Below are 25,336 nucleotides of genomic sequence, written 5' to 3'. Positions count from 1 at the left end.
ATAATGCTGAAAGCGATTGTTACATTCGCAGCAGAGAAAGAAACTCTTCGCGAGTTTTTTGATCGCTGCGAAACGAGCCGAGCATTGCTGATGTCTTCATTGATGAGTTCTGTTTTGCTACGCCACGCATCATCATGCACATATGCTGGGCTTCAACTATTACGCCCACTCCTTCTGCGTTAGTCACAGCCATAACCGTTTCGGCGATTTGCGCTGTCAGCGATTCCTGTATCTGAAGCCGTCGGGCAAAAACATCAACGATGCGAGCTACCTTGGACAGTCCTAGTACTTTTCCGGTGGGTATATAGGCGACATGGCATTTCCCAATGAAGGGCAGCAGGTGGTGTTCACACAGCGAGTAAAGCTCTATGTTCTGGACTAGAATCATCTCATCGGAATCAGACGGGAAGAGGGCATCATTAACCACATCTTCCACTGACTGTCCGTAGCCTTGTGTCAGGAATTCGAACGCCTTGGCTGCGCGCTTGGGTGTATCCCGTAAGCCGGGTCGGCTAAGGTCTTCGCCCACAGCCTCAATAATCTTTGCCCAATGGTCTTCCAAAGGAATGTCTCCGTATTGAATTTGACTCTAAATTTGAGCGGGCATATTACCAACCCGATGACGGCAAGGCAAACAGATCTGGCTGTCGTTCTGGCTATAAGTTCTCCCTCAGAATCGGTTACACTGAGGCCATGACTAACCCTAAGTATTTTCCCAATCAACCGCAAACTGTTGGTCAATTGCTGCAGTTCTGCAGTGAAGCGTTGGAAAGCAGTGATGTGTTTTTTGGGCACGGTACAGACAATGCCTGGGACGAGGCTGTCCTTATGGTGCTGTCTGTTGTAGAACTGCCCCTGGACTCTGGCGAGAACGTCTTGCCCCAGCCTGTCGGTATCGAGGCAGTGGCTCGACTACGTGAATTGCTGCATCGGCGCATTACGGAACACGAGCCTTTGCCCTACCTGTTGGGTCGGGCCTGGTTTGCTGGGTTGGAGTTTTTCTGTGACCGGCGCGCTATTATTCCCCGCTCTCCGATTGCTGAGCTCATCCTCAATGATTTCAGACCGTGGTATAACGGCCCAGCCCCAAAGCGCATTCTTGATCTGTGCTGTGGCGGTGGTTGCATCGGATTGGCCGCCGCTTATCAATTTCCCGATGCGCGGGTTGACCTGCTAGATGTCGACAGCGGCGCGCTGGAGTTGGCACGCGAAAATGCAGAACATCTGGGCCTGCAGGACAGAGTGACTGTCATCCAGTCTGATCTATTCGAGTCTTTAGTGGATGCCCGATATGACCTTGTTCTGAGTAACCCGCCGTATGTTGATGCGGCTGATCTTGCGGCGATGCCTGCGGAATTTCATCATGAACCGAAAGATGCGCTGGGTTCGGGTTCTGATGGTTTGGATTTGACGCGTCGTATACTGTCCTGCGTTCATCCGTTTCTGGCGGCTAGCGGGCTACTCATCGTAGAGGTAGGTAACAGCGGGCCAGCGCTTGAGGAGGCTTACCCCAAGGTGCCGTTTACGTGGGTAGAGTTTGAGCGCGGTGGGGATGGCGTGTTTGCCCTCACTGCACAGGAGTTGCAAGATTACAGCGCAATTGTTGGATAATTAGGCCTATAATAGTAGGCCTTAAAACTTCAGTAAGGGTAAGTAAGAGAACACTATGTCGGGTAATTCAATTGGCAAATTATTCACGGTGACCAGCTTTGGCGAAAGCCATGGCCCAGCTTTGGGCTGCATCATTGACGGCTGCCCACCGGGTCTTGCTTTGGAATCTGCCGATATGCAACACGATCTGGATCGGCGTAAGCCTGGCACCTCGCGGTTTACGACCCAGCGGCGTGAGGCCGATGAAGTGCGTATTTTGTCCGGCGTATTTGAGGGTGTTACGACGGGAACGGCTATTGGGTTGATGATTGATAACACCGACCAGCGTTCGAAGGACTATTCTGCCATCAAGGATACGTTTCGCCCTGCTCACGCAGACTATACGTACAATCAAAAATACGGCTTTCGCGATTACCGCGGCGGGGGGCGTTCTTCCGCGCGCGAGACCGCAATGCGAGTGGCTGCCGGAGCAATCGCCAAGAAGTATCTGTTGTCGCGTTACGGCATACAGGTTCGAGGATACCTGTCACAGTTGGGCCCAATTATAGCCCAGCGCCTGGATTGGGATGTGGTGGAGTCCAATCCTTTCTTTTGTCCAGACGCGGACAAATTGTCAGAGATGGAAACCTTCATGGCTGCGCTTATCAAACGTGGCGACTCTATCGGTGCACGTATCAATGTCGTTGCCAGTGGCGTCATGCCGGGATTGGGTGAGCCAATTTTCGATCGGCTTGACGCGGATGTCGCTGGCGCAATGATGAGTATTAATGCGGTTAAAGGTGTGGAGATTGGCGCAGGCTTTGCCGCTGTAGAACAATACGGCAGCGAGCATCGGGATTTGTTGACGCCGGAGGGGTTTGTCGGCAATAACGCCGGAGGCGTCTTAGGAGGCATTAGCAGTGGTCAGGATATTGTGGTCAGCCTGGCTCTGAAGCCGACATCCAGCATTCGCCAGCCGGGAGACAGTATTGATACCAGCGGCAAAGCAATACAGGTCGCAACACATGGTAGGCATGATCCCTGTGTTGGAATTCGGGCTACACCTATCGCCGAGGCCATGCTGGCCATCGTATTAATGGATCATGTGCTGCGTCATCGGGCGCAGAATATGGACGTGAAGTCTGCTACGCCGGTGCTGCCGGCATCAGTTCCCGGTGACACTGGGCACTAACGTTGGAGTAGGTATGTGAGCAGGGCCAGTCGACGTTTTTATCGCTCCACCGGATTGGGTCTTGCAGCCTTGGGTGTTCTAGTATGGGCAGCCGTCGATCAGTTCGGGATCTCACTCGAGGAGATGACGGAGCTATTCTTGGGTACACTTGGGGTAGCCGGCGGAATCATTGCACTTGCTGCGTTTTTGGTGGCCGTGTTGATTGGCGTGCGCAAATTGCTGCAACGGAACGATTCGGACTAACTGTCGTGTGGGAATGTACTCAAGAGCACTTTTTAACACGCTGTCGTGGCAGTGGCGCCTGTTAATGCGCATCGGCCGCGACCCAAATGAGGGCTAGAAAAACATGGCACAATTTGTATTGGTGCCTTTTCAGCGCCTAAAAATGGAAGTCCTTCAGGCGTTGCTAGAGGATTATGCCACTCGCGACGGGACGGATTACGGCGAGCGAGAACTCACCACTCAGGACAAAGTCGATCGATTACGACGCCAGCTTGGCGCTGGTGATCTGCAAATCCTCTACGATGCCGACAGCGAGCAGTGGGACCTAGTGCCACAGGCACAGGCTGAACTGCTGCTCAACAGCTGATATTATTCAGGCATGTCGATAACACCTGATTACATTCTGGACGCCTCCGGCCTGCTTTGTCCCGAGCCGGTAATGCTGTTGCACAACCGGATACGAGATATAGCCGTAGGCGAAACGCTCCAGATACAGGCAACAGACCCTTCCACCGAGCGCGATATCCCCCGCTTTTGCGTATTTCTTGGGCATGAATTGCTAGAGCATATCGCGGTTGATGGTCAATATATTTATATCATACGCAAGCTGGCATCAGATTGATGAGCGCACCTGAACATATGTCCCTCCCTAGCGTGTCAGACCCCTTTTGCTGTAAGCGACTTGAGCGTGTGTTTGATGATTGCTTTTGCGATACATTCCGCACGCGCCTTTTTGGCGGGGCTGAAGAACCACTCTATCAACCCGCTCAGGCGCCAGGCGACTATCATGCGCTATATTATCGCGGTGACTATTTTGCCAGCGCATTGCATGAAGTCGCGCATTGGTGCATCGCCGGTACTGGGCGTCGGCAGCAATTAGATTTCGGCTACTGGTATGCCCCTGATGGGCGCAGTGGCGAGGAGCAACAAGCGTTTCAATCTGCCGAGCGCAGGCCCCAAGCTCTGGAGTGGTTTTTTTCGCAGGCTTGTGGGTATCGCTTTCGGGTCAGTGCCGATAATCTCGGTCGGTCCCAGGATGCAATACCAGACACTACAGTGTTTCAATCTTGCGTCCTAGAGCAGGCCTTGTGTTGGCAGAGAGAGGGCTTGCCGGAAAGGGCAGAGCTGTTCTTTGACAGTTTATGCTGCGAATTTTCCACCATGAGTTCGCCTCGGCAACTGCATTTTTCTCTGGTAGATCTTGTATGAACGGTGTAAACGTCATCTGGCGGAGCAGCGCTACTGCGGTTGGCCTGTGGTCTATCGCGAGGTTCCAGTATTCGACACAAGAGCCTACCGCACTGTGACGCTGCATATACTTGCTGATGAGAATATTCCTGCGGTAGAACATTTTTTTACTGCTGATACGCACGTTCAAAGACTAGGCGGACGGGCTATTGGCCGCGCACAGTTGCAGCATATCGATATTCTGTTAGTAAGATCAGTAACGCGTGTAGATGCGGCACTGCTGTCTGGTACAGGTGTCAAATTCGTAGGCACAGCTACCAGTGGTTTAGATCACATTGATCAAGAGTATCTTCGCCAGCGTGGCATTCGCTTCGCTTACGCCCCCGGGTCTAATGCCAATTCCGTGGTTGAGTATGTGTTGGCAGCGGTCGCTAGCATTGGTGACACCTTGGAGAAATTACTGGCAGGCGGCGTCGTCGGTATTGTTGGGTATGGGCATGTCGGCAAGGCGGTCGCCGCGCGCTGTGATGCATTGGGTATTGGCTATCGCGTTTTTGATCCGTGGCTGCAACAGAATATGATCAGCCAAACCGCCACTCTAGAGCAAGTTCTGGACTGTGATGTCGTGACTCTGCATCCGGAGCTGACGGCAGATGAACCCTGGCCAAGTCATCACCTACTCCGCAGTGCTGAATTGGAGCGCTTGCGTCCTGACAGTGTCCTTATCAACGCCAGTCGCGGCCCTGTCATCGACAATACGGCCCTACTGACACAGTTAAGCAGTGGGCGAAGATTTTCTACGGTGCTTGATGTGTGGGAGGGTGAGCCGGCTATCAATGCTGCATTGCTTGAGCGCGTCACACTGGGCAGCGCGCATATCGCCGGCTACAGCCTCGATGGGAAATTGTTGGCTACGCGCATGCTCAGCGACGCAGTGAAAGAGTGGCAGCATCACCACGCGCCAGCGCTCGATAGCCCCGCAGGATTTGCCCCCGCGCTATTGTTGCCGGAAGGTTTGTCTAGGGCTGGGCAGATCCGTTATCTCCTGCAGTCCAGATACGATATTTCGATAGATGACGTGCTTTTACGCCAAGCTATTTTAGGCGAGCAAGTGGTTGGCAAACGCGCAGCGCAATTCGACCAGCTGCGTAAATCCTACCGTGGGCGTCGTGAGCTGGCGGGGTCAGTCGTAGCGCATTCATTGCCGACACCCGCGGACATTGAGACCGTGCGTGCTTTGGGTTGCATAGCTGTCAGCACTAGCGATTCCGAATGAGCATGTCTTTTTGTGTTTGCCGGTCATAGTCTGTTGAGCCGCGCTGGTGTACGCTATATCAATAACGTAAGCAACCGAGAAGCGAACCATGCACGACGAAGAACAATGGCGAGAAAAATTGACACCCGAGGAGTTTCACGTCTGTCGCGAGAAAGGCACAGAGCGACCTTTTACGGGAGAGTATTGGAACTGCACCAAAGAGGGTGTTTATCAGTGTCGATGTTGTGGGGAAAAACTGTTTTTATCCGACAGTAAATTTGATGCCGGGTGCGGCTGGCCCAGCTTCTTTCAGGCTGCTGATGCCACAGTGATTGACGAGGTGCAGGATCGCAGCCTCGGGATGATGCGCACAGAGGTCATGTGTAAGGCCTGCGGCGCACATTTAGGCCATGTGTTCGAAGATGGCCCTGCGCCGACTGGCCTGCGCTATTGTATTAACAGCGTGTCGATCAAGCTGAAGGAAGGGGGGGGGCTAGAATTGGAGCGGGAAACCGGGTTCGAACCGGCGACCTCAACCTTGGCAAGGTTGCGCTCTACCAACTGAGCTATTCCCGCTGATGGCGCTTGATGAATGGCGTCCCCTAGGGGGTTCGAACCCCTGTTACCGCCGTGAAAGGGCAGTGTCCTAGGCCACTAGACGAAGGGGACGCAACGGTCTCCATCAAGAGGCGCGCATTGTAGGAAGAGAGGGAGGTTGCGTCAAGTCCTGCAGGCCCGATTTTAGCCGAATTGTTTGCCGCAACTGCAGCCGCTTATCGGTTAATTCAAGCGTATTGAAGGCATTTTCCTAAGGCGGAGTCGCTGCACGCATATCCTCTAGCTGCTGGAATTCGGCGAGTTCCTCATCGGCCATGTAATGAAGGCAATTGGCGCCGAAAAACCACAGCAATTGCCGCGGAAAGGTCGGGGTAAACTCGGGATAGGTATCGAACAGGCGCGCAATCAGGTCCGGCCCCTGGTCATAAAAGTCGCTAGGGTAGTCCCCAAGAGCCTGAAATCCGGCTGCAAGCTCGCGCAGCGGGTGCTCCTGTGGCAGCTGCTTGGTCCGAGTCACCAGCGTTTCAGCGAACTCGCCTAGTAGCGAGCGACAGTGTTCAAGGTATTGTTCGTCATTCATAAACGGTATCGTGTGTGAGAAGGAATGCGAGTACAATTACGCGCTTATTAAGCCACGCAGCAGCCTGAAATCGGATGATACCAGCACTTGAGATAGAAAACCTTAGCAAGGTTTATGATAACGATTTTGAAGCGCTCAAAGGCATTAGTCTCAGGGTAGAGCAAGGCGATTTTTTTGCCTTACTAGGCCCTAATGGCGCCGGAAAATCGACAACTATTGGTATTATTTGTTCACTGGTTGCCAAGTCCGCTGGCAAGATTTCAGTATTCGGGATTGATATCGATGAGGATTTCCCTGCGGCTAAGCGACATATTGGTATTGTTCCGCAAGAATTTAATTTTAACCAGTTTGAAAAGGGCTTGGACATTGTCATTAATCAGGCCGGTTATTATGGTCTGGCGCCGGGACTGGCCAGAGAAAGGGCAGAAAAGTACCTGCGCGAGCTCGGGTTGTGGGAGCAGCGAGACATACCAGCGCGGATGTTGTCAGGCGGAATGAAGCGCCGTTTAATGATTGCCCGTTCTCTGGTCCATGAGCCGCAATTGTTGATCCTAGATGAGCCCAGTGCTGGCGTCGACATTGAGATGCGCCGTTCTATGTGGGATTTCCTCCGGCGAATTAATGCACAAGGGACCACGATTATTCTCACCACGCACTACCTCGAAGAGGCAGAGGCGTTATGCCGGCATATCGCGATTATCAATCATGGGAAGATCGTAGAGAATACGTCTATGAAAGAGCTTCTGCGGCAATTAGATCGCGAGGTATTTATACTCGACTGCTTGGAGGAACTGCCGGAGGTCATTACCATTGACGGGTTTTTGATACGTCGTGTAGACGACCATACGCTGGAAGTGGAGGTGCAAAAAGGGCAGCATCTTAATCAGGTATTTAACGCTCTGGATGTCGCGGGCATTCATATCAGTAGCATGCGTAATCGTGCGAATCGTCTGGAGGAAATGTTTGTGAATCTTGTCGAGGGTGCCGCATGAATCTGCAAGAACAGTATGTAGCGTTTATGACCATCGTCAGGAAAGAGATAAAACGCTATCTGCGCATATGGACGCAAACACTGCTGCCATCGGCGATCACTATGTCTCTTTACTTTGTAATCTTTGGAACGCTCATTGGTTCTCGCATTGGTGAAATGGGCGGTTTTACCTATATGGAGTTTGTGGTTCCGGGCCTCATTATGATGGCTATCGTCACCAACTCTTATTCCAACGTGGTGTCGTCTTTTTTTGGCGCCAAATTTAGTGGCAGTGTTGAGGAGTTACTGGTCTCCCCGGTGTCCAATGTCGTCATTTTGATGGGCTATGTGGTGGGAGGCGTGTCGCGTGGTTTGTTAGTGGCCGTAGTGGTAACGCTGGTCTCGTTGTTCTTTACGGACCTCACAATACACAGTTATTTTATTGTAGTGGTGGTTGTGTTAATGACCTCTACGTTATTTGCCCTCGCTGGTTTTATTAACGCTGTTTATGCCAACAGCTTCGATGACATTTCCATTATTCCAACGTTCGTGCTGACGCCATTGATCTACCTCGGTGGCGTATTCTACTCAATGGATCTGTTGCCAGAGTTTTGGGCCAACGTCTCCAAGCTCAACCCTCTTGTGTATGTCGTCAACGCATTTCGCTACGGCGTGCTTGGTGTATCTGATGTTAGTCTTCCGATAGCCTTTGGCATGATTATTATATTTACCACACTGGCGTTTGGGTACAGCATGCATTTGCTCAATTCTGGCAAGCGCTTGAGGCAGTAGGTCGGTGGTGTCAGGAGAAGATCAAGAACTGTTATTGGGGCGTCATACGCCGGTTCTTCAGAAATACGCTCCGCAGATACTCTATCCTATACCGCGGCATTTAGCGCGCCAAAACTTGGGCTTGAGCGAGGCACTGCCATTTCAGGGAGTCGACCTCTGGCACGCATATGAATTGTCGTGGCTCGATAAGAGCGGCAAGCCTGTGGTGAGAGTAGGGCGCTTCAGTGTGCCGGCCACTTCACCCAATATCGTTGAATCCAAATCCTTTAAGTTGTATCTGAACTCACTCAACAACAGCCAATTTAGTTGTGATGAAGACGCTCGTGTGACTATCACCACAGACATCAGTGCCGTGGCAGGTGCAGATGTCACTTTAAGACTGTATGCAGCCGATGACCCGGCGCTGGCGGGAGCGACACTGGAAGGTGAGTGTCTCGATGAATGCATTATTGAGCCGCGGCGCGGTGAGCCGGATGCGATGCAACTGGAGGTGCAGCCTGGCAATGTAGTGGAGGAGGTGCTTTACAGTCACTTGCTGCGTTCATTGTGCCCCGTTACGGGTCAGCCAGATTGGGCCACCGTGTGGTTGCACTATCGCGGGTCAGCCATCATGCACGGCTCATTGCTACAGTATATTGTTGCCTACCGTGAGCATCAGGAATTTCATGAGCAGTGTCTAGAGCGCATGTTTACCGATATTTCTATGCGCTGTGATGTCGATTTTTTGCATATCCAAGCGTTCTATACTCGCCGTGGCGGGCTCGATATCAGTCCGTTTCGCAGCACGGATGGCAATGCCCAGCCACTCCCTCGACTCAACCGACAGTAACTTGGTCAACAGGTGGATTTAGCCCTGTAGGAGACTGGCAAGCCCCCTGTATTGTGGTATGCTGCGCGCCCTCATGGTGAGGTGGCCGAGTGGTCGAAGGCGCACGCCTGGAAAGCGTGTATACGGTAACGTATCGAGGGTTCGAATCCCTCCCTCACCGCCATGACGCAATATAGGTCAATCAGTTACGACAGATTTAATAATCTACCCCCGAACCGACTCCCGAAATAAAATTGATACTCCAACAGATTTCAGCGAAGAATCTCTCGTTCCACTAGCACTTTGTAGGTGATGAGTTGTAATAGGCGCATGGCAAGCGTGTTAATAGCGATAGTTGCTATGCAGGCGTATCTTAAGCGCCTGTATGAATTGATATCACCCTGACTGGGCCTGCCGGAGGCCGTGGTGCATAGTCGCACGATATAGTCTGTGCGCCTCGCAGCCCGCGCGGCACCTAGAACAACTTTTGGTTAAAAACCGGAGGTGCTCCAGTATCAGTTGACGCTGCTGCTATCAGCTGAAAATGTGTGAGACACCTGTTCCGCATGGGCCAGTATTTGATCTGCCAGCATGCTTGCCATCGGGTCCAACCTAAAGCCTTGGAAGGCCATCATGGACATCATGATGAATACCTCCAGTAACTCTTCCTCCTTAGTCACCTGGTCAAGACGTTGCTGAATATGGCTGAAGAAATCAAATGCCTCTGACTGCGATGAAACAGCTAGATAGGCCGTCAACTCTTTTAAGGCGGGCGCCAATTCTTCAACAACATGGTTAATAGCAGACATAGTAGTATTACGCATGATCGAATGGGGTAGATCAGCCGCCGCGCTGACTCTCACCTGACACCTCCTCAGGGATCGTCAGTATATTATTCGATCGCCGCTTTTATGTGGTGTTGGCCAGCGTTTGGCCTGTGAAAGGTAGCGAAGCGTTTCAGCGATGTTGCCATGCATAGGAAGCTGACTGCATACGCAGTAACGCGGCGCTAATAAGCGGCAGCCACACAAACCAAGCTGCCAGAGTGATCGTCTGGGCAAAAATGATCCAGATCCACCAACTGCCAACCTGGTGGAATCGCCGCCAGCGGGCAGGCCCCAGCCATCTCACCGCTCTATCATTTGAGGTGGCGGCCATCGCAAATGTGAAGAAGTATGCCAAACCGCCACCTGTCAAGGTTACGGCGCTCAAGTGGACTAAAAAGGGCTCCGGATACCATTGCCCGAGCGCGACCAGTGCCAAGAGGTGCAGAAGCTGCGACCAGGCAAACAAAAGCCCGACCTGGCGTCGGTTGTGGAGCAACCACAGCGTTCCCTCATTGGGCAAGAGGCGCTGCAGCGAAGAAGTCGCTCTGCCCGGTGATCGCACAATGCATATCCGTCCACTGCTGAACGGTAGCATGCAACCCTCCGTGCCACACGTTTTTCAGTAGCGTCCTTGCTGATTTGGGGCTGTGGATTCACGTCGTGCGAAAAGAGCTAATGGCCCAGGGGGTACTCGGGAGGGTGGCACCAAGTACGATAGGGTAGGGCGGCCTTGTTCTCTCTCGCGAAGATGAGTCAGGATTCTATCGATGACGTTCTGGTCCTCAATACAGGCAATGACCTTTACCGATCCAGCGCAATGACCGCAAACCTCGATATCGATGTCGACTCCAGGCGGGAGCCCACCGGAGTTCATGCCACTGTGGGCTTCAGTGGCGTCCCTACTGTGCATCAATAAAGAATTCGAATAGACTAGCCATGTCGTATAAACTAGACATCACCCGCGTATTTGCGGTATTAAAACTTAGCTAACAACACAAGCGGATAGCCCACCCCATGTTTGAATTCACGGTAAACGATAGTGCTTATGCCGTAGACGTAGAGCCAGACACTCCACTGCTTTGGATTTTGCGCGACCATTTGCAATTGTTGGGTACGAAATTTGGCTGTGGCGCGGGCCTCTGTGGCGCATGTACGGTGCACTTGGACGGGACCGCAACTCGCAGCTGTGTGCTGCCGATTAGCGCCGTTGCTGATCGACGCATAACGACTATTGAGGGATTGGGTGGCGAGCATCCGGTGCAGCAGTCGTGGATTGATCACAGCGTGCCGCAATGCGGCTATTGCCAGTCAGGACAAATCATGAGCGCAGTGGCATTACTTGATGACAACCCAAACCCCAGTGAGACAGAGATAGAGCAGGGCATGGCCGGCAATATTTGCCGCTGTGGCACCTATCCGCGGATAAAAGCAGCCATACAATCGGCGGCACAGGCTGAGTACTATAGCGCCTCCCACACGAGTAATGAAGCCGTTGGAGATGACGTATGAGCGTCTCCCGACGGAGTTTTATAATAGGCACTGCCACTGTAGGCGGGGGCCTCTGGCTAGGGCTGAGCCTGCGCGGGGACGCGCCTTATCCCAATACGCGCGAGGGTAGCTTTCAGCCCAATGCTTTCCTGCAGATCACTCCTTCTGGTGAGGTGATATTTCAATTGCCTAAATCAGAGATGGGACAAGGTATACAGACCTCTCTGACGACTCTGCTTGCCGAGGAACTAGACTACGAGCCTAATAAAATCATTATTGAGTATGCTGGCGTGCACAAAGACTTCGCAGCGGTAGGTGGTTCGCAACTTACCGGTGGCAGTACGAGTATTGCTGTGAGTTGGAATCCTTTGCGCGAGGCTGGCGCTGCAGCGCGGGCAATGCTCATCGCGGCAGCCGCTGGACGTTGGGGTGTTGGGATAGAGTCTTGCAGTACTGAGCCCGGGATGGTCTTGAATAACAGCAATGGTGAAAAATTAGGCTACGGTGCGTTAGCAGAAGAAGCCAAAGATTTTCAGCACACAGCGTTTGAACTTAAAGAAAAATCTGCATACCGGTGGCTCGGCAAGAGCACGCCACGTCTCGATCGCGTCGCTAAAAGCACCGGTGAGGCCCGCTATGGAATGGACGTTCAACTGCCGGGCATGAAAACTGCAGTGGTTATTCGCCCTCGTCAATTCGGGGCGACACTTGGAAGCTTTAATGCGGATACAGCGCTGAAGGCGAACGGAGTTGAGGCCATTTTTGCTATTCACAGCGGCGTCGCAGTCGTGGCAGATACGTATTGGCGTGCGCGAAAAGCAGCGCAACTAGTCGACATAACGTGGGTAGATGGCCCCCTCGCCAATCTCGATTCTGAGGCCATCGCAGCGCTGCAGAAAACGGCGCTTAAAAACGAAAGCGGACATATTGCTATGGAGCGGGGTGATGTTGCGGTGCAAGAAACGCGGGGCGAACGTCTGGAGAGTACTTATAGCGCACCTTATACGCATCACAGCCCAATGGAACCACAAAATGCAACGGCAATAGTGAATGGCGATAACTGCGAAATATGGGCGCCGAGTCAGGCGCCCGATATGTCTCAGGCCGTCGCCGCTCACTATACTGGAATCACGCGCAGTAACATTGTGGTGCATGCGCTAACATTAGGCGGCGGTTTTGGTCGGCGAGGCTATGTAGACTTCATCGGTGAGGTCGTCGCTATTGCTCAGCAGATTCCTGGTACTGCGGTCAAGTTAGTATGGTCGCGCGAAGACGATATGCAGCATGATTTTTACCGGCCAGCAACAATGCATGGAATGACCGCTACACTAGCCGAAAACGGAAAGATAGACAGTTGGCAGCATCGGCTGGTCTCACCCAGTATTGTGAAAGGACTGGGAGTCAGTCTTGCCAGTACAATTTTGCCGGAGTGGGTTCCAACTGAAATGGCGCGGGCTATCGGCCGTAAAAGTGGCGAACTGTTTGCGGGGGCCGATCCAACTACTGCCGAAGGCGCAAAGGTTGCCTACGATATTCCAAACTTCGCCGTCGAACAAATTCTGCAAGATTCAGGCGTGCCGATCGGCTTTTGGCGTTCCGTTGGTTTTTCACATAACTGTTTTGTGGCGGAGTCGTTCGTGGACGAGTTGGCGCATGCGGCAGATCAAGACCCTCTCAAATTCAGACTGGCTCACTTGGAAAATGCCCCACGCTATCAAGCTGTTTTGAAACTTGCCGCAGAAAAATCCGGCTGGGGCAGTCCACGCAAAGGTCATTTTCAGGGAATTGCGGTTGTAGAGCCGTTTGATTCTTTTTGTGCTGCGGTGGTGGAAGTTTCCGTTGTTGGCAATGAATACACAGTAGAGCGTGTCGTAAATGCCGTAGATTGTGGTTTTGTTCTAAATCCAGACATTGTTGCAGCGCAAGTCGAAAGCGCAGTAATCTATGGTCTTGGGGCAGCGATCAAACCGCCCATCACCATCTCAGGTGGAGCAGTGCAGCAATCTAATTTCCACGATGCACCGGTACTGCGTATGAATGAATCACCCGTAATCGAAACCTACATCGTTCAAAGCGATGAAGACCCAACGGGTATTGGCGAGATCGGGCTTCCGGCAGTGGCGCCTGCTTTGGCCAATGCACTGTTTGCAGCGACTTCAAAGCGCCTCCGCGAATTACCACTGGTGCTTGGGTAGGCGCCCTCGGTGCAATCGCTCGACCTTAAAGTGCTCCGGCAAACAAACGATTGGCTGAAAGAAGGCCGCAGTGTGTGGCTGTGTACCGTTATCCACACCTGGGGTTCTGCCCCGCGCATCCCCGGTAGCTTGTTGGCATATGCTGATGGAGACACCGTGGGTTCTCTATCCGGAGGTTGCGTAGAGGAGGAACTTCTGCAACGCCTTGAGACAGGTGAAATCGACACCGCCAGTGCACACTATATTGTTTATGGCGGAGAGGATGCAGAGAGCGTGCGCCTGCAACTACCTTGCGGTGGAAAACTCGGCATTTTGCTAGAGCCTCTTCAGCATGATGACCTGGAAGTTTTTCAGGACATTGTTGCGGCGCTTGAGCGCGGAGAAAATATCCGCCGCGAACGAATGTGGCCGCAGGGCGAAAACAGCCTGACTATTGACGCCGGGCACTCCGATATTTCGCTCTCATTAGAGAAAGGAGATCCCCTCCGCCTTACGCAGACTTACGGCCCTGTCATCCATCTGCTGATTATTGGTATCAACGAAGTCAGTCGTCATCTTGCTCAATTTGCACTGGCTGTCGGGTATCGTGTCACAGTGTGTGATCCGCGCGCAGATCAGCATACAGCATGGGATATAAGCAATGTGAGGCTGCTGACGACTATGCCAGATGACGCAATTCTTAGCCATGCGGCCGACGCGCATTCCGCCATTGTTGCCGTAACGCACGACCCGCGTATTGACGATATGGGTTTGATGGTTGCATTTAATACCGATGCTTTTTATATCGGCGCAATGGGGTCGCAGGCGACCACTCAAAAACGCAAGGAGCGACTTGCCGCATTAGGAGTATCGCCGAAAGAGCTGCTCAGATTGCACGCGCCCATCGGGCTTGATATCGGCAGTAAAACACCCGCTGAGATTGCGATCTCTATATTGGCAGAACTGATCGCTTGCCGTAAAAAAACCAGCACCGTCGCATGAACACTATTGGTTCAGTCGTTATGGCGGCCGGCAGCAGCATTCGATTTGGTAGCGACAAGCGTCGTTACGATGACGGCAATGGCCCTCTGTTGCAACAAACCCTTGCTCATGTAGTGGCGCTTAATTTGCCTGTATCTGTTGTTCTGCGGGTTCAGGATCAGACAAAAGTAGACGAACTGCTGGGCCGACATGCTAAAAATCCCGCGCTAGCATGTTACTTCGTTAGTCATTCGGAGCTGGGCATCGGTCACAGTCTCGCTGCCTTTTTTCAGCAGCCGCCCCCTTGGGACGGTGCTATGATCTTCCTTGCAGATATGCCGTGGATCCGGTCCGATACCAGTCGACTATTAATGAAAAATTTCGATGTTGAAAAAATCGTTGCGCCGCAAATAGCGGGTCAGCGCGGTCACCCGGTGCTGTTTCCGCGTCAGATGTTTGCAAAACTTGCTCAACTGCGCGGAGACAGAGGCGCAAACGCGTTACTGCAAAGTTCGCTAGGTCTGGTTAGGGAAATACCCGTGGAAGATCACGGTATCGTGCTGGACGTTGATAGCTTACCCTGCTAGTTCTGGCGCTCCGGCACACTTCTTCAGCCGCTACCGTCGCCGTTGCAGCCTCGTGCTGGGATCGTTTGATACGGTGTCCCGTTGGCCGACACCTGGCGTCCACCTGTGAAAGGTCCTTCCAATTGCTCCCCGCTTACATAGCTAAGCGTGTAGTCGATTGAGCTGGCATTGACACCAACAGGCAGGGCAGGACTGATAACGATTAACAATTTTCTCAGTATCAGCATAAACTTTCACTCCCATGAGGATTGAAAACCAGCGCCATCACCCAAACCTACATGCATTTTTCGATATAGTATATGCTATGGTTTGTTTTTTTAATTTGGAGGTAACTATATGAGCGATGTTATTACTACGGCTTCAGGTTTGAAGTATGAAATTCTGGAGAGCGGGAGCGGGGCAACGCCTGGACCAACCGATACCGTGAGCGCGCACTACCATGGGACATTTGAAGATGGCCGAGTTTTCGATAGCTCTGTCGAGCGAGGCCAGCCCATTGATTTACCTGTGAACGGTGTTATCGCTGGCTGGACGGAAGCCTTGCAGATGATGAAGGAAGGTGACAAGTGGCGGCTTACTGTAACTCCAGAGCTTGGCTACGGAGCCAATGGCTCGGGACCGATTCCGGGCAATACAACACTGATATTTGAAGTCGAGTTGATTGCTGTTCGCTAGAGATAATGTGGACCACCTTGTCAGACAGGCTGAGTGACAGGCAAGCGGTCTTTCAAGGAGCTGTTGATGGCGGCTGAGGTCTTTTCAAAGCGATTGATGGGAAAAAGCATTTCCTCGCACTGTTGCCGGAAAAGAATACAACCAGTGTAACTGGCTATTCTTACCGGAGAATCGAGAGGCTCTCTAGATAGCAAGTGTGGGGCAGTCCATACCCCAGGTCATACAAGCCCGTGTTAGGAACTCAACTTAACATCGGGGGCAGCGCTCCCAGCTCACCAGACTCAAAGTCGTCGTCAAAATTGCTACCAATCAGGATTGCACCAGCTTCTTTCGCCTGCTGACTACATCCGAATGACTTGATACGACCGCTTGATTATTTAAGTAAGGTGAAAATGCTGGCGCCAATTTGAACATCCCTTGCAACGGCAAGGAACACTAGCGCTATTGGCATGCCGTGAGTCTACATCAGGGTTCCATGCATCTTTCACACCGTAACTTTTACGATTCCAGGCGCTAGGAAATACGGCGCCAGTAAAATTTGGGCGGCGTGCGTTAGTACTATTTTTATTGACTTGTTACTGGTTCGAGTGCATCTTATTGTCTCACTCAATTCACAGGGAACGCGTCATGAGAAATATATTACTTGTTACATTGCTTTTTATTGGAATGAACAGCATCGCATATGCGGAACAGCTGCAGTTAGTTCAATATGCAGATGCGCCTGTCCACCAAAGTGTGGATGTAAATCCCGAAGGGCGTTCTATTGGAGATCTACGTAGCAGGCAAGGCACGTTTAAGGCGACTGTTGATGGCCCCGATGTAGGCGAGTATTTTGCGCAGGCGACGGTTGTCTCGGTAAACAAAGCTGAGAAACAGACTGTCTGGTCTCAGATGATAGAGTCAGTATATCCGGATGGCAGTATTTATAAATTGGACATAATAGTACTGGACGACGAGACATTGGCGGGGGGCGGTCATAAGCATGAAGGCGCCATTGTTGGGGGCACAGGGAAGTATGCTGGGATACGCGGTAGCTATGAGTTCGAGGCGCTGAAAGGCGGCGTTTATAAAATCACCAATACTTATTGGCTTGGACAATAACCCACACGACTGAAAGGAGGTGGCTTCGAGCGCCCAACGTTATCGTGAAGTGAACCTGTGAAGTCATCAGACTTGCAGTCAGCGTTGACGTCAAAACTCCGTCAAGTCTGAGCCTTCTTAAGAACAATGTAGCCCGCCAAGCGCGGGTTTTTTGTGGCCTTTAATTTCTCCGATTGGGTTATTTTAGTTTGTCAGACGTATGGGGTTCGCCCGTTAACGCTATTTGTCAGATTAGATATGAGTAATATCGCTAAGCCGTGACAGTAACCGTGTCACCGTATCGCTTCACTGGGTATTGATCACCCTGTCGTAGAGAATCCAGCTATAATCGACCCCGTAGGCTGCAGCGTGGTAGTGGCATTCCATACAGCTGCTTTCCGTCTGAAAGTAAGTTTCCATCGTGACGTTAGCCGCACGTTGTGGAAAGGGGTCGCCTGCTAGGCTGTTCTCGTAGTTTCCGGGGTTGAAGTCAGGGTCATAAGGAGACCGTAAGCTAGGGTCTAGCGGCCACTGGGTGACCACCAATCTATAATTTTCCCAGACCGTACCTTTTAAGAGTGCACGGTATTTTTTGTTCAGTTCTTGGGTCGAGTATCCCTCAGGATCACTGGGCGTGGTCGGTATGGGTACGGCTCTGGTCACCTGAACCGGCTCACGAGATTCGCGGATCGGAAAAGGCGTTTCGATGCCAGCGGGCTCGTAGTTATAGCCCGTGGGTTGACCGTTATCTATTAGGCTAGGCGGTTCGTTGGTTCCGTTGTTAAAGGACGGATGAAGGCCGGAGACGTTATCAACTTGCTCGAATGTGGACCAGATCCATTGCGGAAAGATCGCGGTTTTTTGCATGATATGAAATCCAACCATGCCCACTGTTGCGGTTGTATAGTTGTAACCATCTTCGTCCGAGATTAATGCCTTACGGACATAGTAACGATCGTGGTCGTCTTGGTCTGTTAGTATTCGCCAGGCGACTTTAATTTCCATTGCGTTGGTGTCAAACTCGATACCCTGCTGAGGGCTGATGCCTGCGTTGATCTGAGCGGCCACAGTATCAGCGATTGCCGAATCTACTGTTGCCTTGTCATACCAGCGGTTGTTCCGTACCTGGTCGTACTGGATCTGGTTGATACGGACCTCATACCGCACGTAGTTCTTATTCTGGTCGATGAGTGGACCGCTAAAGGCTTGATTTTGCTGGCCTACGATCCCACCCTTGGTGACCATAGCCAGCACATGTTCGCCACTGACTTCCCCCGCCGGCGTCTGCACCGGGTCTGTGCTATTCCATTCCGGTGGCACAGAGTTGTCACGGGGAAATAGTTCAAAGCCCTCACGATAAGTTTCCCAGACAACCGGGGCACTGTCGCTTGCGTTTGTGTTGGTTTGGCGAAACGTGTCTGGACTATTGGGCTCGATGGGGACGCCACGATTCACTGGAGTGGCGGGCCAAGATAATGCAATAAAAGACTGCCACGAAAAGGTGTCGAAGAAAGGTCGTGTCAGGACCGGGTCATTGATGATGTCGGCCGGTGGTGATGGGACTTCTAGTGGAATCTCACCAGACAGCACGGGGATAAGATTTGCATATACTGCAGTGTCCTGGTTCGATGTGCTCTCATTTGAATCGTTGTTTTCGCAGGCGGCCAGGATCATGACGACGAGGACTATAGGTAGTAGTGTATACATGAAGGATATTGTCGAGTTTAGAAGAATGAAGAACTCAGATCTGGGTGCAATCTGCCTGCACATTATATTAACACGAAGAGTATCCTTGCCTGCAAGCTAGGATGAAGCCTCTGTACCAAGCTGCGGGGTTTAGTCCTATGCTAGACACTTCTTGTAAGATCACAGGCTTCGCCTAGGGCGAAGCCTGTGACTTGGAAGTGTTACTCAGAAGGCGGCATCATGACCGTATCGATAACATGAATGACTCCGTTGGAGGCATCAATGTCGGTGAGTATGACGTTAGCGCCATCGATTGTAACGCCAGTATCCGCTACGACTATGGCGGCTGTTCCACCCTGCACAGTGGTCACTTCTGTGAGTTCTACTACCTCTGCAGCAGAGACATCACCGGCCACTACATGGTAGGTCAGTATGGCAACCAGCTTGTCTTTATTCTCAGGTAAAAGCAGCATTTCTACGGTTCCATCTGGCAACTTAGCAAACGCCTCGTTGGTAGGAGCAAACACTGTAAAAGGCCCTGCACCGGACAGTGTATCTGCCAAGTCAGCAGCCTGAACTGCAGCTACCAGAGTCGTGAAGTCGTCATTACTGGCAGCGACTTCCACGATATTAGGCGCTGCAGCAGCCTCGCCTTCTTCGTGGTGAGCGGCATTGACAAAAGCCGCACCTGATAGGACGCTGAACAGCGCAATTGACGTTAAGAATTTTGTGGAAATATTCATTTCTATACCCTCTAAATTTAGTTTGGTCTATATCCCACAGTAGGCTGTGGTAATGGTAATTACGCTCCCAAGATACAGTTGGACCACCTCAGTTGACTCGCTACTCAATTAAAGGGCCTCGAGCCGTTCTGGCGACATTCAGGCGGCTCCCAAGCCATACGCGGCGGGAAATTACATCGCTCGCGGCTCATCGCCCCATTAGCGGCGAGTAGTCGTCAGCACGTCATTCTTGTGTCTGTGAAACGCCCTAACGCAGGATCTTCGACCCTTTATTGCTCAGGGTTTTCGGACAATGAATCACTGCCGGCAGTTGTCGGCTGACTCATTATCACATCATAATCCGACATCGTTGCGCCCAGCAGTACAAACATTTCGTCATCGCTGGTTAAACCCGAGGTAATCGCGCAGGCATCGCACCATCCATCCTTTGACCCGGGCTCAGAGTCGCAGCTCGCATCGTCATCGGCGCCACTACAGGCGGCCGCCACTTTACCTGTTACACAAGCGATAGGCTGGCAATCTGATGCGTTTGCCGGCCGAAAAGATGCACGTGTCACGGTATCCAGATTAAAAGAGCCATCCGCATTGACACCATTGTTGTAGGTGGAACAATATTCCAGGGTCCGATCTGCTGGATCAGGTGAATTGAAAACCATATGCGGACTGAACAGTTTGTCCAAAGGTTCATCGTAGGCAAATGACTCATAAATTTGCTCTCCGCCCTTGATAGAAACCGTAAAGTGTTTGCCGCGCCTGTGCGTATGCGAAGACAAATAGATAAGGCCATCGCCTTCGGCCAACACATAGTCTCTACATACAGTCCTGTTCTCAAAGGGCGGTGTTCCGGCGCCTGCGCTGATATTTGAACTGTTGGTGAAGTACTCTGCGTCAAACTGACGATCATTAGTGTAGAACAGGTTGCGCCAGGCATGGTGCGACCCGTCTTTGGTGGACAGGTTAAAATAGTGAGAGTTCCAATAGTAAATACCGTAGGTACGAAAGGTTTCGAAGAATCCCTCTTGGGTCAGATAAGATCCTACATTCGTGCCAAGCCCCGCGATGGGGCCGCCTGCTGGCCCAAAGCCGATACAGGCAACACTGTCTTGCAACTCGCTCCGACATCTTCCAGTATCACAAGATTGCGCATCTGTCGGTTCACAAGCGAGTGTATCTTTCGATCCGCCGACACACGACCATTCCCCAAACGATGGATCGTGAATATCTTCAACGGAAATCCCTGAATACAGCAAAGTACTGTGATGAGTGAATCCATCCTCGCGCACCTCGTCACCGCGGACATAGAAAAATTCTCGATCAGGCGACATGTACTCTGGCGGGATAATATCGCGAAAGTCTTCATACACAGCGAAGCACCATTCATTTTCCTGCTCTGCAAGGGCCGGATGTGGTGGCATGGAAAACTGCAAGCCTACATCGCGCTCCGGGGGCGGCAGCGCAATAGTATTGACAGGGTCTGCTTCTGGCAAACAAACACCCAATAAGCGCTCTATCTCGTCCTCGCCCCGGCCGATCGAGTCACCCACTGAGCCGGTTTCAGGCGCACCGGCCTCTATCCAAAAAACTATTGCCTTCAACGCGTCGGCAGATAATCCAGGACCGGCGACGGGCATGGGACTACCCGATATAGCATAGTTGCCCGGAAACGTTTTTTCCGCCAGCTTGTGATACAGGTAACTCACAGCATGTTCTCGCGGCGCAACACGTTGCAGGCTGGAACTCTCGGAGGTTACTCCGACCAAATTGTTATAGGCAACATCGGGCGAGAGATCGAGACCTCCGGCCGCAGCCGCACCATGGCACAGTGAATTAGTGCAACCCGGCTTCTCGAAAGCAACGGCTTGAATAGCCTCCCAGGTGCTGTCGAAAGAAGCGCAAAACTCCAGATCGATATCTTCAGAAATCAACGCATCGAGAGAGTACACCGACCAAGCGTTACTCCCATGGTTGTCCAAATGTAGATCGATGGAATCTCCCGCAGCGATCGCAAACGGCAAAGTAATAGACACTTTGAGAATATCGGCAGGGCTAGGGATTGGGATTGTCGTTTCCCAAATAGTGATGCCAGCTATGGAGAGCGCCACGTGAGCGCTAGACGGCGCATTAAAATTGAGATCGCTATGGCTCATCGCCAACTCCAGCACCGTACCTGATGCCATGTTAAGCAAGCTCTGTTGTGTCAGAGACAGATAATTGCAGGAAGCGGTACGGATCTCTAGCGCGTCCTCCTCCACCAACCATCCGGTACCCTGCGCACACTGCACTTCCTCTGGTCGGTGACTGAGGAAAACATCTCTATTTTTAGAGGTGGTATCCCAAGCTCGCGCCTCGATGAGGGCGACGCGCACTAACTCAACACTGGGTGTATAGGGCGTCCCGCTCAGCCAAGCCATAAACTTGTTGTATTCACCCGGAGACAACTGCACTGAACCTTCCGGAGGCATACTGCCATTTTCTAGGGCGTGCTGTATTGCAGGTTTGAAACTGTTCACCCGGTCAATACCCTCCAAAGAGAGTGGAGCCAATGCGCTAGTTCCATCCGTGTGGCAACCGATACACTTGTCCAGCATAATAGGTTTGATATCTTCAGAAAAGGTCATCATGCGAGACGCCACATTAGGGTCGTCAGGGTTGGTAACACTGCTTGCGTTTACTATCTCTGAGAAGCTGCCACCGTCGCTGTCACCGCCACCACAAGCTGTCAACGTTGCAAGCACTGATAGTAATACTGCGTGCCGGAACCAAATCTGGGTATGGTTCATACGGGCCTCGCGCGTGAAGGCGTATGATTATTGTTAACCTGCAAGGTCTTTCGCCTCTTTCCAGAATCTAAGAAGATTCCCTCGTTGCCTTAGTATACGCAATAACGCGACAAAGATGCGAACTGCTTCTACAACACCAGTGTCGTCGGTGTTACCACAAAGCACGGCGTCACTGAGCTGTGCAGGATCACAAATTATAAAGTTTAGTGTCGCAATATCAAACGTTTGATCTGCCTTTGGCACAGTGCGGCAACCTTGGCGATCGTAATGGCCAGCAGTGCCTCGACAGGTGCTCTTCTCGAGCCGATTTCAGCGATCCGCTGGTTCTGTGCCGCTAGAGAATGATTAGGTCGTGCGAGGTTGGAAAGCGGGGCGAAGTGCAAAGAATCCTGACACTCGTTTACGATGAGACTATGTGTTGTTGCCTTCCCCGATGTGAGCAGTATGTTGTCCTAATCAGCTCGATACAGTATCGGTGTAAGCGGGCCATCAATCACATCTCCGTCCGCAGTGTCACCACACCAACTGATGCGGTCATTCTCTTGATTTTGACTACGCCTTTCCTTAAGACGCATCTGCTCATCCATGTAGATCACAGTGTGGGCTTTTCTAGACTGCTCAGTGGCATTGCCGCCAGCACGATGGAGCGTCCATCCGGAGTGAAAGCTCACATCACCGAGCGCATAGGGCTCTTGAATTTCGATAATCTTTTCTTTTTTGATTGCTTGCGCAATGATGCGTTCGGATTCGTCAGAAATCTTTACGTCACGCGCAATGTATTTTAGATGGCTACCACGACCAAAGCACAGCGGGCCCATTTCCACCGGTGTGGACTGCAGGGGGATCCAGGCTGTCACGCTTTTGGGAGAATCCATTGGCCAGTATTGCTGATCTACATGCCAAGGGGTAATGCCCCCTGATGGCTCCTTGTAGAGTGACTGATCGTGGTAGAGTCTAACGCTTGGAGTTCCGATCAGTTCGGACGCTAAGCGGGCTAGACGCTTGCAGAACACTAATTCCTTCACCTGCGCGTTATGCTGCCACAGGTTGCCCAGCTGAATAAACGCCTTACCATAAAGATCTTTGTCTTCAAGAGCGACACCTGCTGCCGGATCATGCTCTTGGGTGATCTTCGAGATAATAGGCTCGTAATATTCTAAAACAGCATCTGGCAACACCCCGGCCAAGTGAATATAGCCATCTTCGCGAAACGCCTGAACGTCGTCTGACGTTAATGAATAAGGTTCATTGATCGCTTTTATAATACTCTGGGGTGTTGCCATAGTTCCTCATAGTCGATCACTGCGATCAAATGACGCTTGGTCTGTCTATTCGCGCTGAAACTTAGTCAACTCGCCCACGACGCCATCAACGGTAAAACTATTTGGGGGTTGTCGCGACGGGTATTCGCGAAAAGTTTGCGCAAAATTTAAGGCTTTTGTCGAGCCATAGAATATCCAGGCCGAGTTGTTTTCCCACCACGTGTTATAGGTGTTTGAATCTGTGTCTGCCCGTTCAAAGGGGTCACGGCGCAGGTTGAATAACTTAGGGATGCGCAAGCGCACAAACGGTTCGCGCCATACTTGAAATTGTTTGGCTCGCTGCTCGGCGTAGACGACTTTCCAGTCTTTTACTCGTGTGCCGACCAAAAGGCCGTCATCGCTAAAGTAGAAAAACTCTTCACGTGGGCTGGTCGCCGTTTTTCCGGTCAAGTAGGGCAGAAAGTTATATCCATCTAAGTGGACTTTATAATTTTTAGCGCCGAATGAGTGGCCCTTTTTCAGTTCATTGACGACATTAGGTTCTCCCGCTGCGGCCATCAGGGTTGGCAGCCAATCGAGGTGTGACATGATTTGATTTGAGACCTGGCCGCCTTTAATTTCGCCTGGCCACTTAACGAATGCCGGCACACGATAGCCGCCTTCCCAGTTGGTGTTCTTTTCACTGCGAAAAGGTGTAATCGCGGCATCTGGCCATGTGTTGTAGTGTGGGCCGTTGTCGGTGCTGTACACCACAATGGTATTATCTTCTACGCCTAAATCTGTGAGCTGCTGAAGCATGCGACCTACTAGCTCATCGTGCGCCACCATCACATCGTTGTAAGGGCCTTGACCCGATTTGCCGATGTGTTTGTCCGCTGGATGCGTCCAAAAGTGCATGCCGGTGGTGTTCAACCACACAAAAAATGGCTTGTCTGCGGCCACCGATTGATCAATAAATTTGATTGCTGCTGCTTCGAACTCTTCATCCACATTTTCCATACGCTTACGGGTCAATGGCCCAGAATCTTCAATGCGTCCGTCGGCATAGCTGTGGATAACACCCCGTGGGTTGAACCCCTTTTGAAACCACGCATCTTGAGGATAATCCGGACTCTCTGGCAGCTCTTCTGCATTTAAGTGGTAGAGATTACCAAAGAATTCATCGAAGCCATGATTCGTCGGTAAGAATTCATCTCGGTCACCTAAGTGGTTTTTACCAAAATGTGCTGTGGCATAACCTAGGGGCTTTAGCATCTCCGCGAGGGTGGGGTCTTCAGGACTTAGGCCAGTGGGAGCGCCAGGCGTGCCGACCTTGGTTAAACCGGTCCGCACCGGGTGCTGGCCGGTAATGAATGCGGAGCGACCTGCGGTGCAACTTTGCTCGCCGTAATAATCGGTAAACATCATCCCGTCTTTTGCCAGGCTATCTATATTCGGGGTTTTATAACCCATCAGGCCATCACTATATGCACTAATGTTTGTAATACCGATATCATCACCCCAGATAACCAGTATGTTGGGCTTGTCGGTCTCCGCGTGAACTGTGGAAGCCTGTAGACACAACAATGCGCCAAGCCCAACTTGAATTAAATTCTGCAATTTCATTAATGCGTCCTCAAGGATAAAAAACCCGTCTCACGGCAGAGTATAGGATACAGAGGACAAAGCGTAGAGCACGGCAGCATATTAATCGTAAACACGGCCGCCTCATGGGTCAATTCTTTACCACCTTGGTTATATCGACAGTAATGTTGGGTAACTGGGATACTCCATGTGATGACATTCCCGGGGCTGTTAACAACCGACAGTGGTAAGAGCTATTCGATAACAGCGACTCCAGCTACGACAAACTTTGACCTAGCAACGAATACGCACTATTCTCCTTAACGAACGTTTAG

General features: G+C 51.7%; 26 protein-coding genes, 3 tRNA genes and 2 pseudogenes. 19 read left to right on the top strand and 12 right to left on the bottom strand.

The genetic code is table 11. From position 1 onward, the window contains the following. Nucleotides 1-19 precede the first annotated feature (19 nt). Nucleotides 20-562, bottom strand: coding sequence for a GTP cyclohydrolase I FolE (gene folE / locus ABXT62_RS08780; RefSeq protein ID WP_415354863.1), 543 nt, complete (start codon nucleotides 560-562; stop codon nucleotides 20-22). A 131-nt stretch (nucleotides 563-693) separates the two neighbouring features. Here folE and prmB point away from each other — a divergent pair, with 131 nt between their 5' ends. From prmB to msrB, 8 genes and pseudogenes are all read left to right on the top strand, one after another. Continuing rightward, entirely contained in the window at nucleotides 694-1,611 is a 918-nt protein-coding gene (prmB, locus tag ABXT62_RS08775) for a 50S ribosomal protein L3 N(5)-glutamine methyltransferase (protein ID WP_415354862.1), read from the top strand. A 55-nt stretch (nucleotides 1,612-1,666) separates the two neighbouring features. Further along, complete coding sequence (gene aroC / locus ABXT62_RS08770) at nucleotides 1,667-2,782, top strand: chorismate synthase (RefSeq protein ID WP_415354861.1); 1,116 nt, start codon at nucleotides 1,667-1,669, stop codon at nucleotides 2,780-2,782. Nucleotides 2,783-2,797: 15 nt separating this feature from the next. Next, nucleotides 2,798-3,025, top strand: coding sequence for a hypothetical protein (locus ABXT62_RS08765; RefSeq protein ID WP_415354860.1), 228 nt, complete (start codon nucleotides 2,798-2,800; stop codon nucleotides 3,023-3,025). Between the two features lie 103 nt (nucleotides 3,026-3,128). Continuing rightward, on the top strand, nucleotides 3,129-3,371 hold the full coding sequence (locus ABXT62_RS08760) for a YheU family protein (RefSeq protein WP_415354859.1): 243 nt from the start codon (nucleotides 3,129-3,131) through the stop codon (nucleotides 3,369-3,371). Between the two features lie 12 nt (nucleotides 3,372-3,383). Beyond that, a complete protein-coding gene (gene tusA / locus ABXT62_RS08755) occupies nucleotides 3,384-3,626 on the top strand; it encodes a sulfurtransferase TusA (protein ID WP_415354858.1) in 243 nt (80 codons plus the stop codon). Continuing rightward, nucleotides 3,626-4,213: an elongation factor P hydroxylase gene (locus ABXT62_RS08750; protein ID WP_415354857.1), complete on the top strand. Its 588-nt coding sequence runs from the start codon at nucleotides 3,626-3,628 to the stop codon at nucleotides 4,211-4,213. The genes tusA and ABXT62_RS08750 overlap by 1 nt, the downstream gene beginning before the upstream one ends. Next, complete coding sequence (locus ABXT62_RS08745) at nucleotides 4,206-5,468, top strand: 4-phosphoerythronate dehydrogenase (RefSeq protein WP_415354856.1); 1,263 nt, start codon at nucleotides 4,206-4,208, stop codon at nucleotides 5,466-5,468. The genes ABXT62_RS08750 and ABXT62_RS08745 overlap by 8 nt, the downstream gene beginning before the upstream one ends. 88 nt (nucleotides 5,469-5,556) lie before the next feature. Further along, a pseudogene (gene msrB, locus ABXT62_RS08740) lies at nucleotides 5,557-5,931 on the top strand (peptide-methionine (R)-S-oxide reductase MsrB); the annotation flags it as partial. Between the two features lie 16 nt (nucleotides 5,932-5,947). On the opposite strand, the gene ABXT62_RS08735 reads toward msrB, so the two are convergent. The 3 genes from ABXT62_RS08735 to ABXT62_RS08725 form a co-directional block, all read right to left on the bottom strand. Then, nucleotides 5,948-6,023: transfer RNA gene (locus ABXT62_RS08735), tRNA-Gly, on the bottom strand. A 17-nt stretch (nucleotides 6,024-6,040) separates the two neighbouring features. Further along, a tRNA-Glu gene (locus ABXT62_RS08730) sits at nucleotides 6,041-6,116 on the bottom strand. Nucleotides 6,117-6,255: 139 nt separating this feature from the next. Beyond that, nucleotides 6,256-6,585 (bottom strand): PA2817 family protein, encoded by a 330-nt coding sequence (locus ABXT62_RS08725; RefSeq protein ID WP_415354855.1) that lies wholly within the window; start codon nucleotides 6,583-6,585, stop codon nucleotides 6,256-6,258. A 74-nt stretch (nucleotides 6,586-6,659) separates the two neighbouring features. On the opposite strand from ABXT62_RS08725, the gene ABXT62_RS08720 reads away from it, so the two are divergent. The 4 genes from ABXT62_RS08720 (at nucleotide 6,660) to ABXT62_RS08705 (ending at nucleotide 9,339) form a co-directional block, all read left to right on the top strand. After that, the gene (locus tag ABXT62_RS08720) at nucleotides 6,660-7,577 is read left to right on the top strand and encodes an ABC transporter ATP-binding protein (RefSeq protein WP_415354854.1); all 918 of its coding nucleotides are present in this window, start codon (nucleotides 6,660-6,662) and stop codon (nucleotides 7,575-7,577) included. Next, on the top strand, nucleotides 7,574-8,347 hold the full coding sequence (locus ABXT62_RS08715; protein WP_415354853.1) for an ABC transporter permease: 774 nt from the start codon (nucleotides 7,574-7,576) through the stop codon (nucleotides 8,345-8,347). The genes ABXT62_RS08720 and ABXT62_RS08715 overlap by 4 nt, the downstream gene beginning before the upstream one ends. 7 nt (nucleotides 8,348-8,354) lie before the next feature. Beyond that, nucleotides 8,355-9,176: an NADPH-dependent 7-cyano-7-deazaguanine reductase QueF gene (gene queF / locus ABXT62_RS08710; RefSeq protein WP_415354852.1), complete on the top strand. Its 822-nt coding sequence runs from the start codon at nucleotides 8,355-8,357 to the stop codon at nucleotides 9,174-9,176. A gap of 75 nt (nucleotides 9,177-9,251) precedes the next feature. Continuing rightward, a tRNA-Ser gene (locus tag ABXT62_RS08705) sits at nucleotides 9,252-9,339 on the top strand. Nucleotides 9,340-9,670: 331 nt separating this feature from the next. Here ABXT62_RS08705 and ABXT62_RS08700 read toward each other — a convergent pair. Both ABXT62_RS08700 and ABXT62_RS08695 read right to left on the bottom strand, forming a co-directional pair. Next, entirely contained in the window at nucleotides 9,671-10,018 is a 348-nt protein-coding gene (locus tag ABXT62_RS08700; RefSeq protein WP_415354850.1) for a hypothetical protein, read from the bottom strand. Nucleotides 10,019-10,112: 94 nt separating this feature from the next. Beyond that, entirely contained in the window at nucleotides 10,113-10,577 is a 465-nt protein-coding gene (locus ABXT62_RS08695; RefSeq protein WP_415354849.1) for a hypothetical protein, read from the bottom strand. Between the two features lie 135 nt (nucleotides 10,578-10,712). Here ABXT62_RS08695 and ABXT62_RS08690 point away from each other — a divergent pair, with 135 nt between their 5' ends. The 5 genes from ABXT62_RS08690 (at nucleotide 10,713) to ABXT62_RS08670 (ending at nucleotide 15,212) form a co-directional block, all read left to right on the top strand. Continuing rightward, a complete protein-coding gene (locus ABXT62_RS08690; RefSeq protein ID WP_415354848.1) occupies nucleotides 10,713-10,898 on the top strand; it encodes a hypothetical protein in 186 nt (61 codons plus the stop codon). Nucleotides 10,899-10,996: 98 nt separating this feature from the next. Continuing rightward, nucleotides 10,997-11,491, top strand: a complete 495-nt coding sequence (locus tag ABXT62_RS08685) for a (2Fe-2S)-binding protein (protein ID WP_415354847.1) — start codon at nucleotides 10,997-10,999, stop codon at nucleotides 11,489-11,491. Beyond that, nucleotides 11,488-13,665: a molybdopterin cofactor-binding domain-containing protein gene (locus tag ABXT62_RS08680; RefSeq protein WP_415354846.1), complete on the top strand. Its 2,178-nt coding sequence runs from the start codon at nucleotides 11,488-11,490 to the stop codon at nucleotides 13,663-13,665. Before ABXT62_RS08685 ends, ABXT62_RS08680 begins: the two co-directional genes overlap by 4 nt. Nucleotides 13,666-13,674: 9 nt before the next feature. Next, nucleotides 13,675-14,646: an XdhC family protein gene (locus tag ABXT62_RS08675; protein WP_415354845.1), complete on the top strand. Its 972-nt coding sequence runs from the start codon at nucleotides 13,675-13,677 to the stop codon at nucleotides 14,644-14,646. Further along, nucleotides 14,643-15,212 carry a nucleotidyltransferase family protein gene (locus ABXT62_RS08670; protein ID WP_415354844.1) on the top strand — a complete coding sequence of 190 codons (570 nt, stop codon included), beginning with the start codon at nucleotides 14,643-14,645 and terminating at the stop codon, nucleotides 15,210-15,212. Before ABXT62_RS08675 ends, ABXT62_RS08670 begins: the two co-directional genes overlap by 4 nt. A gap of 23 nt (nucleotides 15,213-15,235) precedes the next feature. Here the strand turns inward: ABXT62_RS08670 and ABXT62_RS08665 are convergent, their stop codons facing one another. Beyond that, nucleotides 15,236-15,439 (bottom strand): hypothetical protein, encoded by a 204-nt coding sequence (locus ABXT62_RS08665; protein WP_415354842.1) that lies wholly within the window; start codon nucleotides 15,437-15,439, stop codon nucleotides 15,236-15,238. Nucleotides 15,440-15,542: 103 nt separating this feature from the next. Here ABXT62_RS08665 and ABXT62_RS08660 point away from each other — a divergent pair. Beyond that, nucleotides 15,543-15,887 (top strand): annotated as a pseudogene (locus ABXT62_RS08660) (FKBP-type peptidyl-prolyl cis-trans isomerase); the annotation flags it as partial. Between the two features lie 627 nt (nucleotides 15,888-16,514). Continuing rightward, nucleotides 16,515-16,988, top strand: a complete 474-nt coding sequence (locus tag ABXT62_RS08655) for a hypothetical protein (protein WP_415354841.1) — start codon at nucleotides 16,515-16,517, stop codon at nucleotides 16,986-16,988. A 285-nt stretch (nucleotides 16,989-17,273) separates the two neighbouring features. Here ABXT62_RS08655 and ABXT62_RS08650 read toward each other — a convergent pair whose 3' ends face one another. The 5 genes from ABXT62_RS08650 to ABXT62_RS08630 all read right to left on the bottom strand — a co-directional run bounded on the left by ABXT62_RS08650 (nucleotide 17,274) and on the right by ABXT62_RS08630 (nucleotide 25,043). After that, on the bottom strand, nucleotides 17,274-18,674 hold the full coding sequence (locus ABXT62_RS08650; RefSeq protein ID WP_415354840.1) for a hypothetical protein: 1,401 nt from the start codon (nucleotides 18,672-18,674) through the stop codon (nucleotides 17,274-17,276). 200 nt (nucleotides 18,675-18,874) lie between these two features. After that, on the bottom strand, nucleotides 18,875-19,396 hold the full coding sequence (locus tag ABXT62_RS08645; protein ID WP_415354838.1) for a fasciclin domain-containing protein: 522 nt from the start codon (nucleotides 19,394-19,396) through the stop codon (nucleotides 18,875-18,877). A gap of 269 nt (nucleotides 19,397-19,665) precedes the next feature. Continuing rightward, nucleotides 19,666-22,176: a hypothetical protein gene (locus tag ABXT62_RS08640; protein ID WP_415354837.1), complete on the bottom strand. Its 2,511-nt coding sequence runs from the start codon at nucleotides 22,174-22,176 to the stop codon at nucleotides 19,666-19,668. Nucleotides 22,177-22,628: 452 nt separating this feature from the next. Next, on the bottom strand, nucleotides 22,629-23,459 hold the full coding sequence (locus ABXT62_RS08635; protein ID WP_415354836.1) for a phytanoyl-CoA dioxygenase family protein: 831 nt from the start codon (nucleotides 23,457-23,459) through the stop codon (nucleotides 22,629-22,631). 45 nt (nucleotides 23,460-23,504) lie between these two features. Further along, nucleotides 23,505-25,043 carry an arylsulfatase gene (locus tag ABXT62_RS08630; protein ID WP_415354835.1) on the bottom strand — a complete coding sequence of 513 codons (1,539 nt, stop codon included), beginning with the start codon at nucleotides 25,041-25,043 and terminating at the stop codon, nucleotides 23,505-23,507. Nucleotides 25,044-25,336 lie beyond the last annotated feature (293 nt).

Source organism: Halioglobus sp. Uisw_031 (genome assembly GCF_047729875.1).
In the GTDB taxonomy this organism is placed as follows: domain Bacteria; phylum Pseudomonadota; class Gammaproteobacteria; order Pseudomonadales; family Halieaceae; genus Marimicrobium.
Note: the sequence above shows the minus strand (reverse complement) of the source record. Positions and strands in the feature narration are given on the sequence as shown.

Excerpts from the sequence above, each read along its gene's own strand:
- ABXT62_RS08680 (WP_415354846.1), top strand. The coding sequence starts at position 11,488 with ATGAGCGTCTCCCGACGGAGTTTTATAATAGGCACTGCCACTGTAGGC.
- ABXT62_RS08630 (WP_415354835.1), bottom strand. The coding sequence starts at position 25,043 with ATGAAATTGCAGAATTTAATTCAAGTTGGGCTTGGCGCATTGTTGTGT.
- ABXT62_RS08760 (WP_415354859.1), top strand. The coding sequence starts at position 3,129 with ATGGCACAATTTGTATTGGTGCCTTTTCAGCGCCTAAAAATGGAAGTC.
- ABXT62_RS08715 (WP_415354853.1), top strand. The coding sequence starts at position 7,574 with ATGAATCTGCAAGAACAGTATGTAGCGTTTATGACCATCGTCAGGAAA.
- ABXT62_RS08650 (WP_415354840.1), bottom strand. The coding sequence starts at position 18,674 with ATGTATACACTACTACCTATAGTCCTCGTCGTCATGATCCTGGCCGCC.
- ABXT62_RS08725 (WP_415354855.1), bottom strand. The coding sequence starts at position 6,585 with ATGAATGACGAACAATACCTTGAACACTGTCGCTCGCTACTAGGCGAG.
- ABXT62_RS08640 (WP_415354837.1), bottom strand. The coding sequence starts at position 22,176 with ATGAACCATACCCAGATTTGGTTCCGGCACGCAGTATTACTATCAGTG.
- tusA (WP_415354858.1), top strand. The coding sequence starts at position 3,384 with ATGTCGATAACACCTGATTACATTCTGGACGCCTCCGGCCTGCTTTGT.
- ABXT62_RS08665 (WP_415354842.1), bottom strand. The coding sequence starts at position 15,439 with ATGCTGATACTGAGAAAATTGTTAATCGTTATCAGTCCTGCCCTGCCT.
- prmB (WP_415354862.1), top strand. The coding sequence starts at position 694 with ATGACTAACCCTAAGTATTTTCCCAATCAACCGCAAACTGTTGGTCAA.
- ABXT62_RS08720 (WP_415354854.1), top strand. The coding sequence starts at position 6,660 with ATGATACCAGCACTTGAGATAGAAAACCTTAGCAAGGTTTATGATAAC.
- ABXT62_RS08685 (WP_415354847.1), top strand. The coding sequence starts at position 10,997 with ATGTTTGAATTCACGGTAAACGATAGTGCTTATGCCGTAGACGTAGAG.
- aroC (WP_415354861.1), top strand. The coding sequence starts at position 1,667 with ATGTCGGGTAATTCAATTGGCAAATTATTCACGGTGACCAGCTTTGGC.
- ABXT62_RS08655 (WP_415354841.1), top strand. The coding sequence starts at position 16,515 with ATGAGAAATATATTACTTGTTACATTGCTTTTTATTGGAATGAACAGC.
- ABXT62_RS08670 (WP_415354844.1), top strand. The coding sequence starts at position 14,643 with ATGAACACTATTGGTTCAGTCGTTATGGCGGCCGGCAGCAGCATTCGA.
- ABXT62_RS08635 (WP_415354836.1), bottom strand. The coding sequence starts at position 23,459 with ATGGCAACACCCCAGAGTATTATAAAAGCGATCAATGAACCTTATTCA.
- ABXT62_RS08750 (WP_415354857.1), top strand. The coding sequence starts at position 3,626 with ATGAGCGCACCTGAACATATGTCCCTCCCTAGCGTGTCAGACCCCTTT.
- ABXT62_RS08695 (WP_415354849.1), bottom strand. The coding sequence starts at position 10,577 with ATGCTACCGTTCAGCAGTGGACGGATATGCATTGTGCGATCACCGGGC.
- ABXT62_RS08645 (WP_415354838.1), bottom strand. The coding sequence starts at position 19,396 with ATGAATATTTCCACAAAATTCTTAACGTCAATTGCGCTGTTCAGCGTC.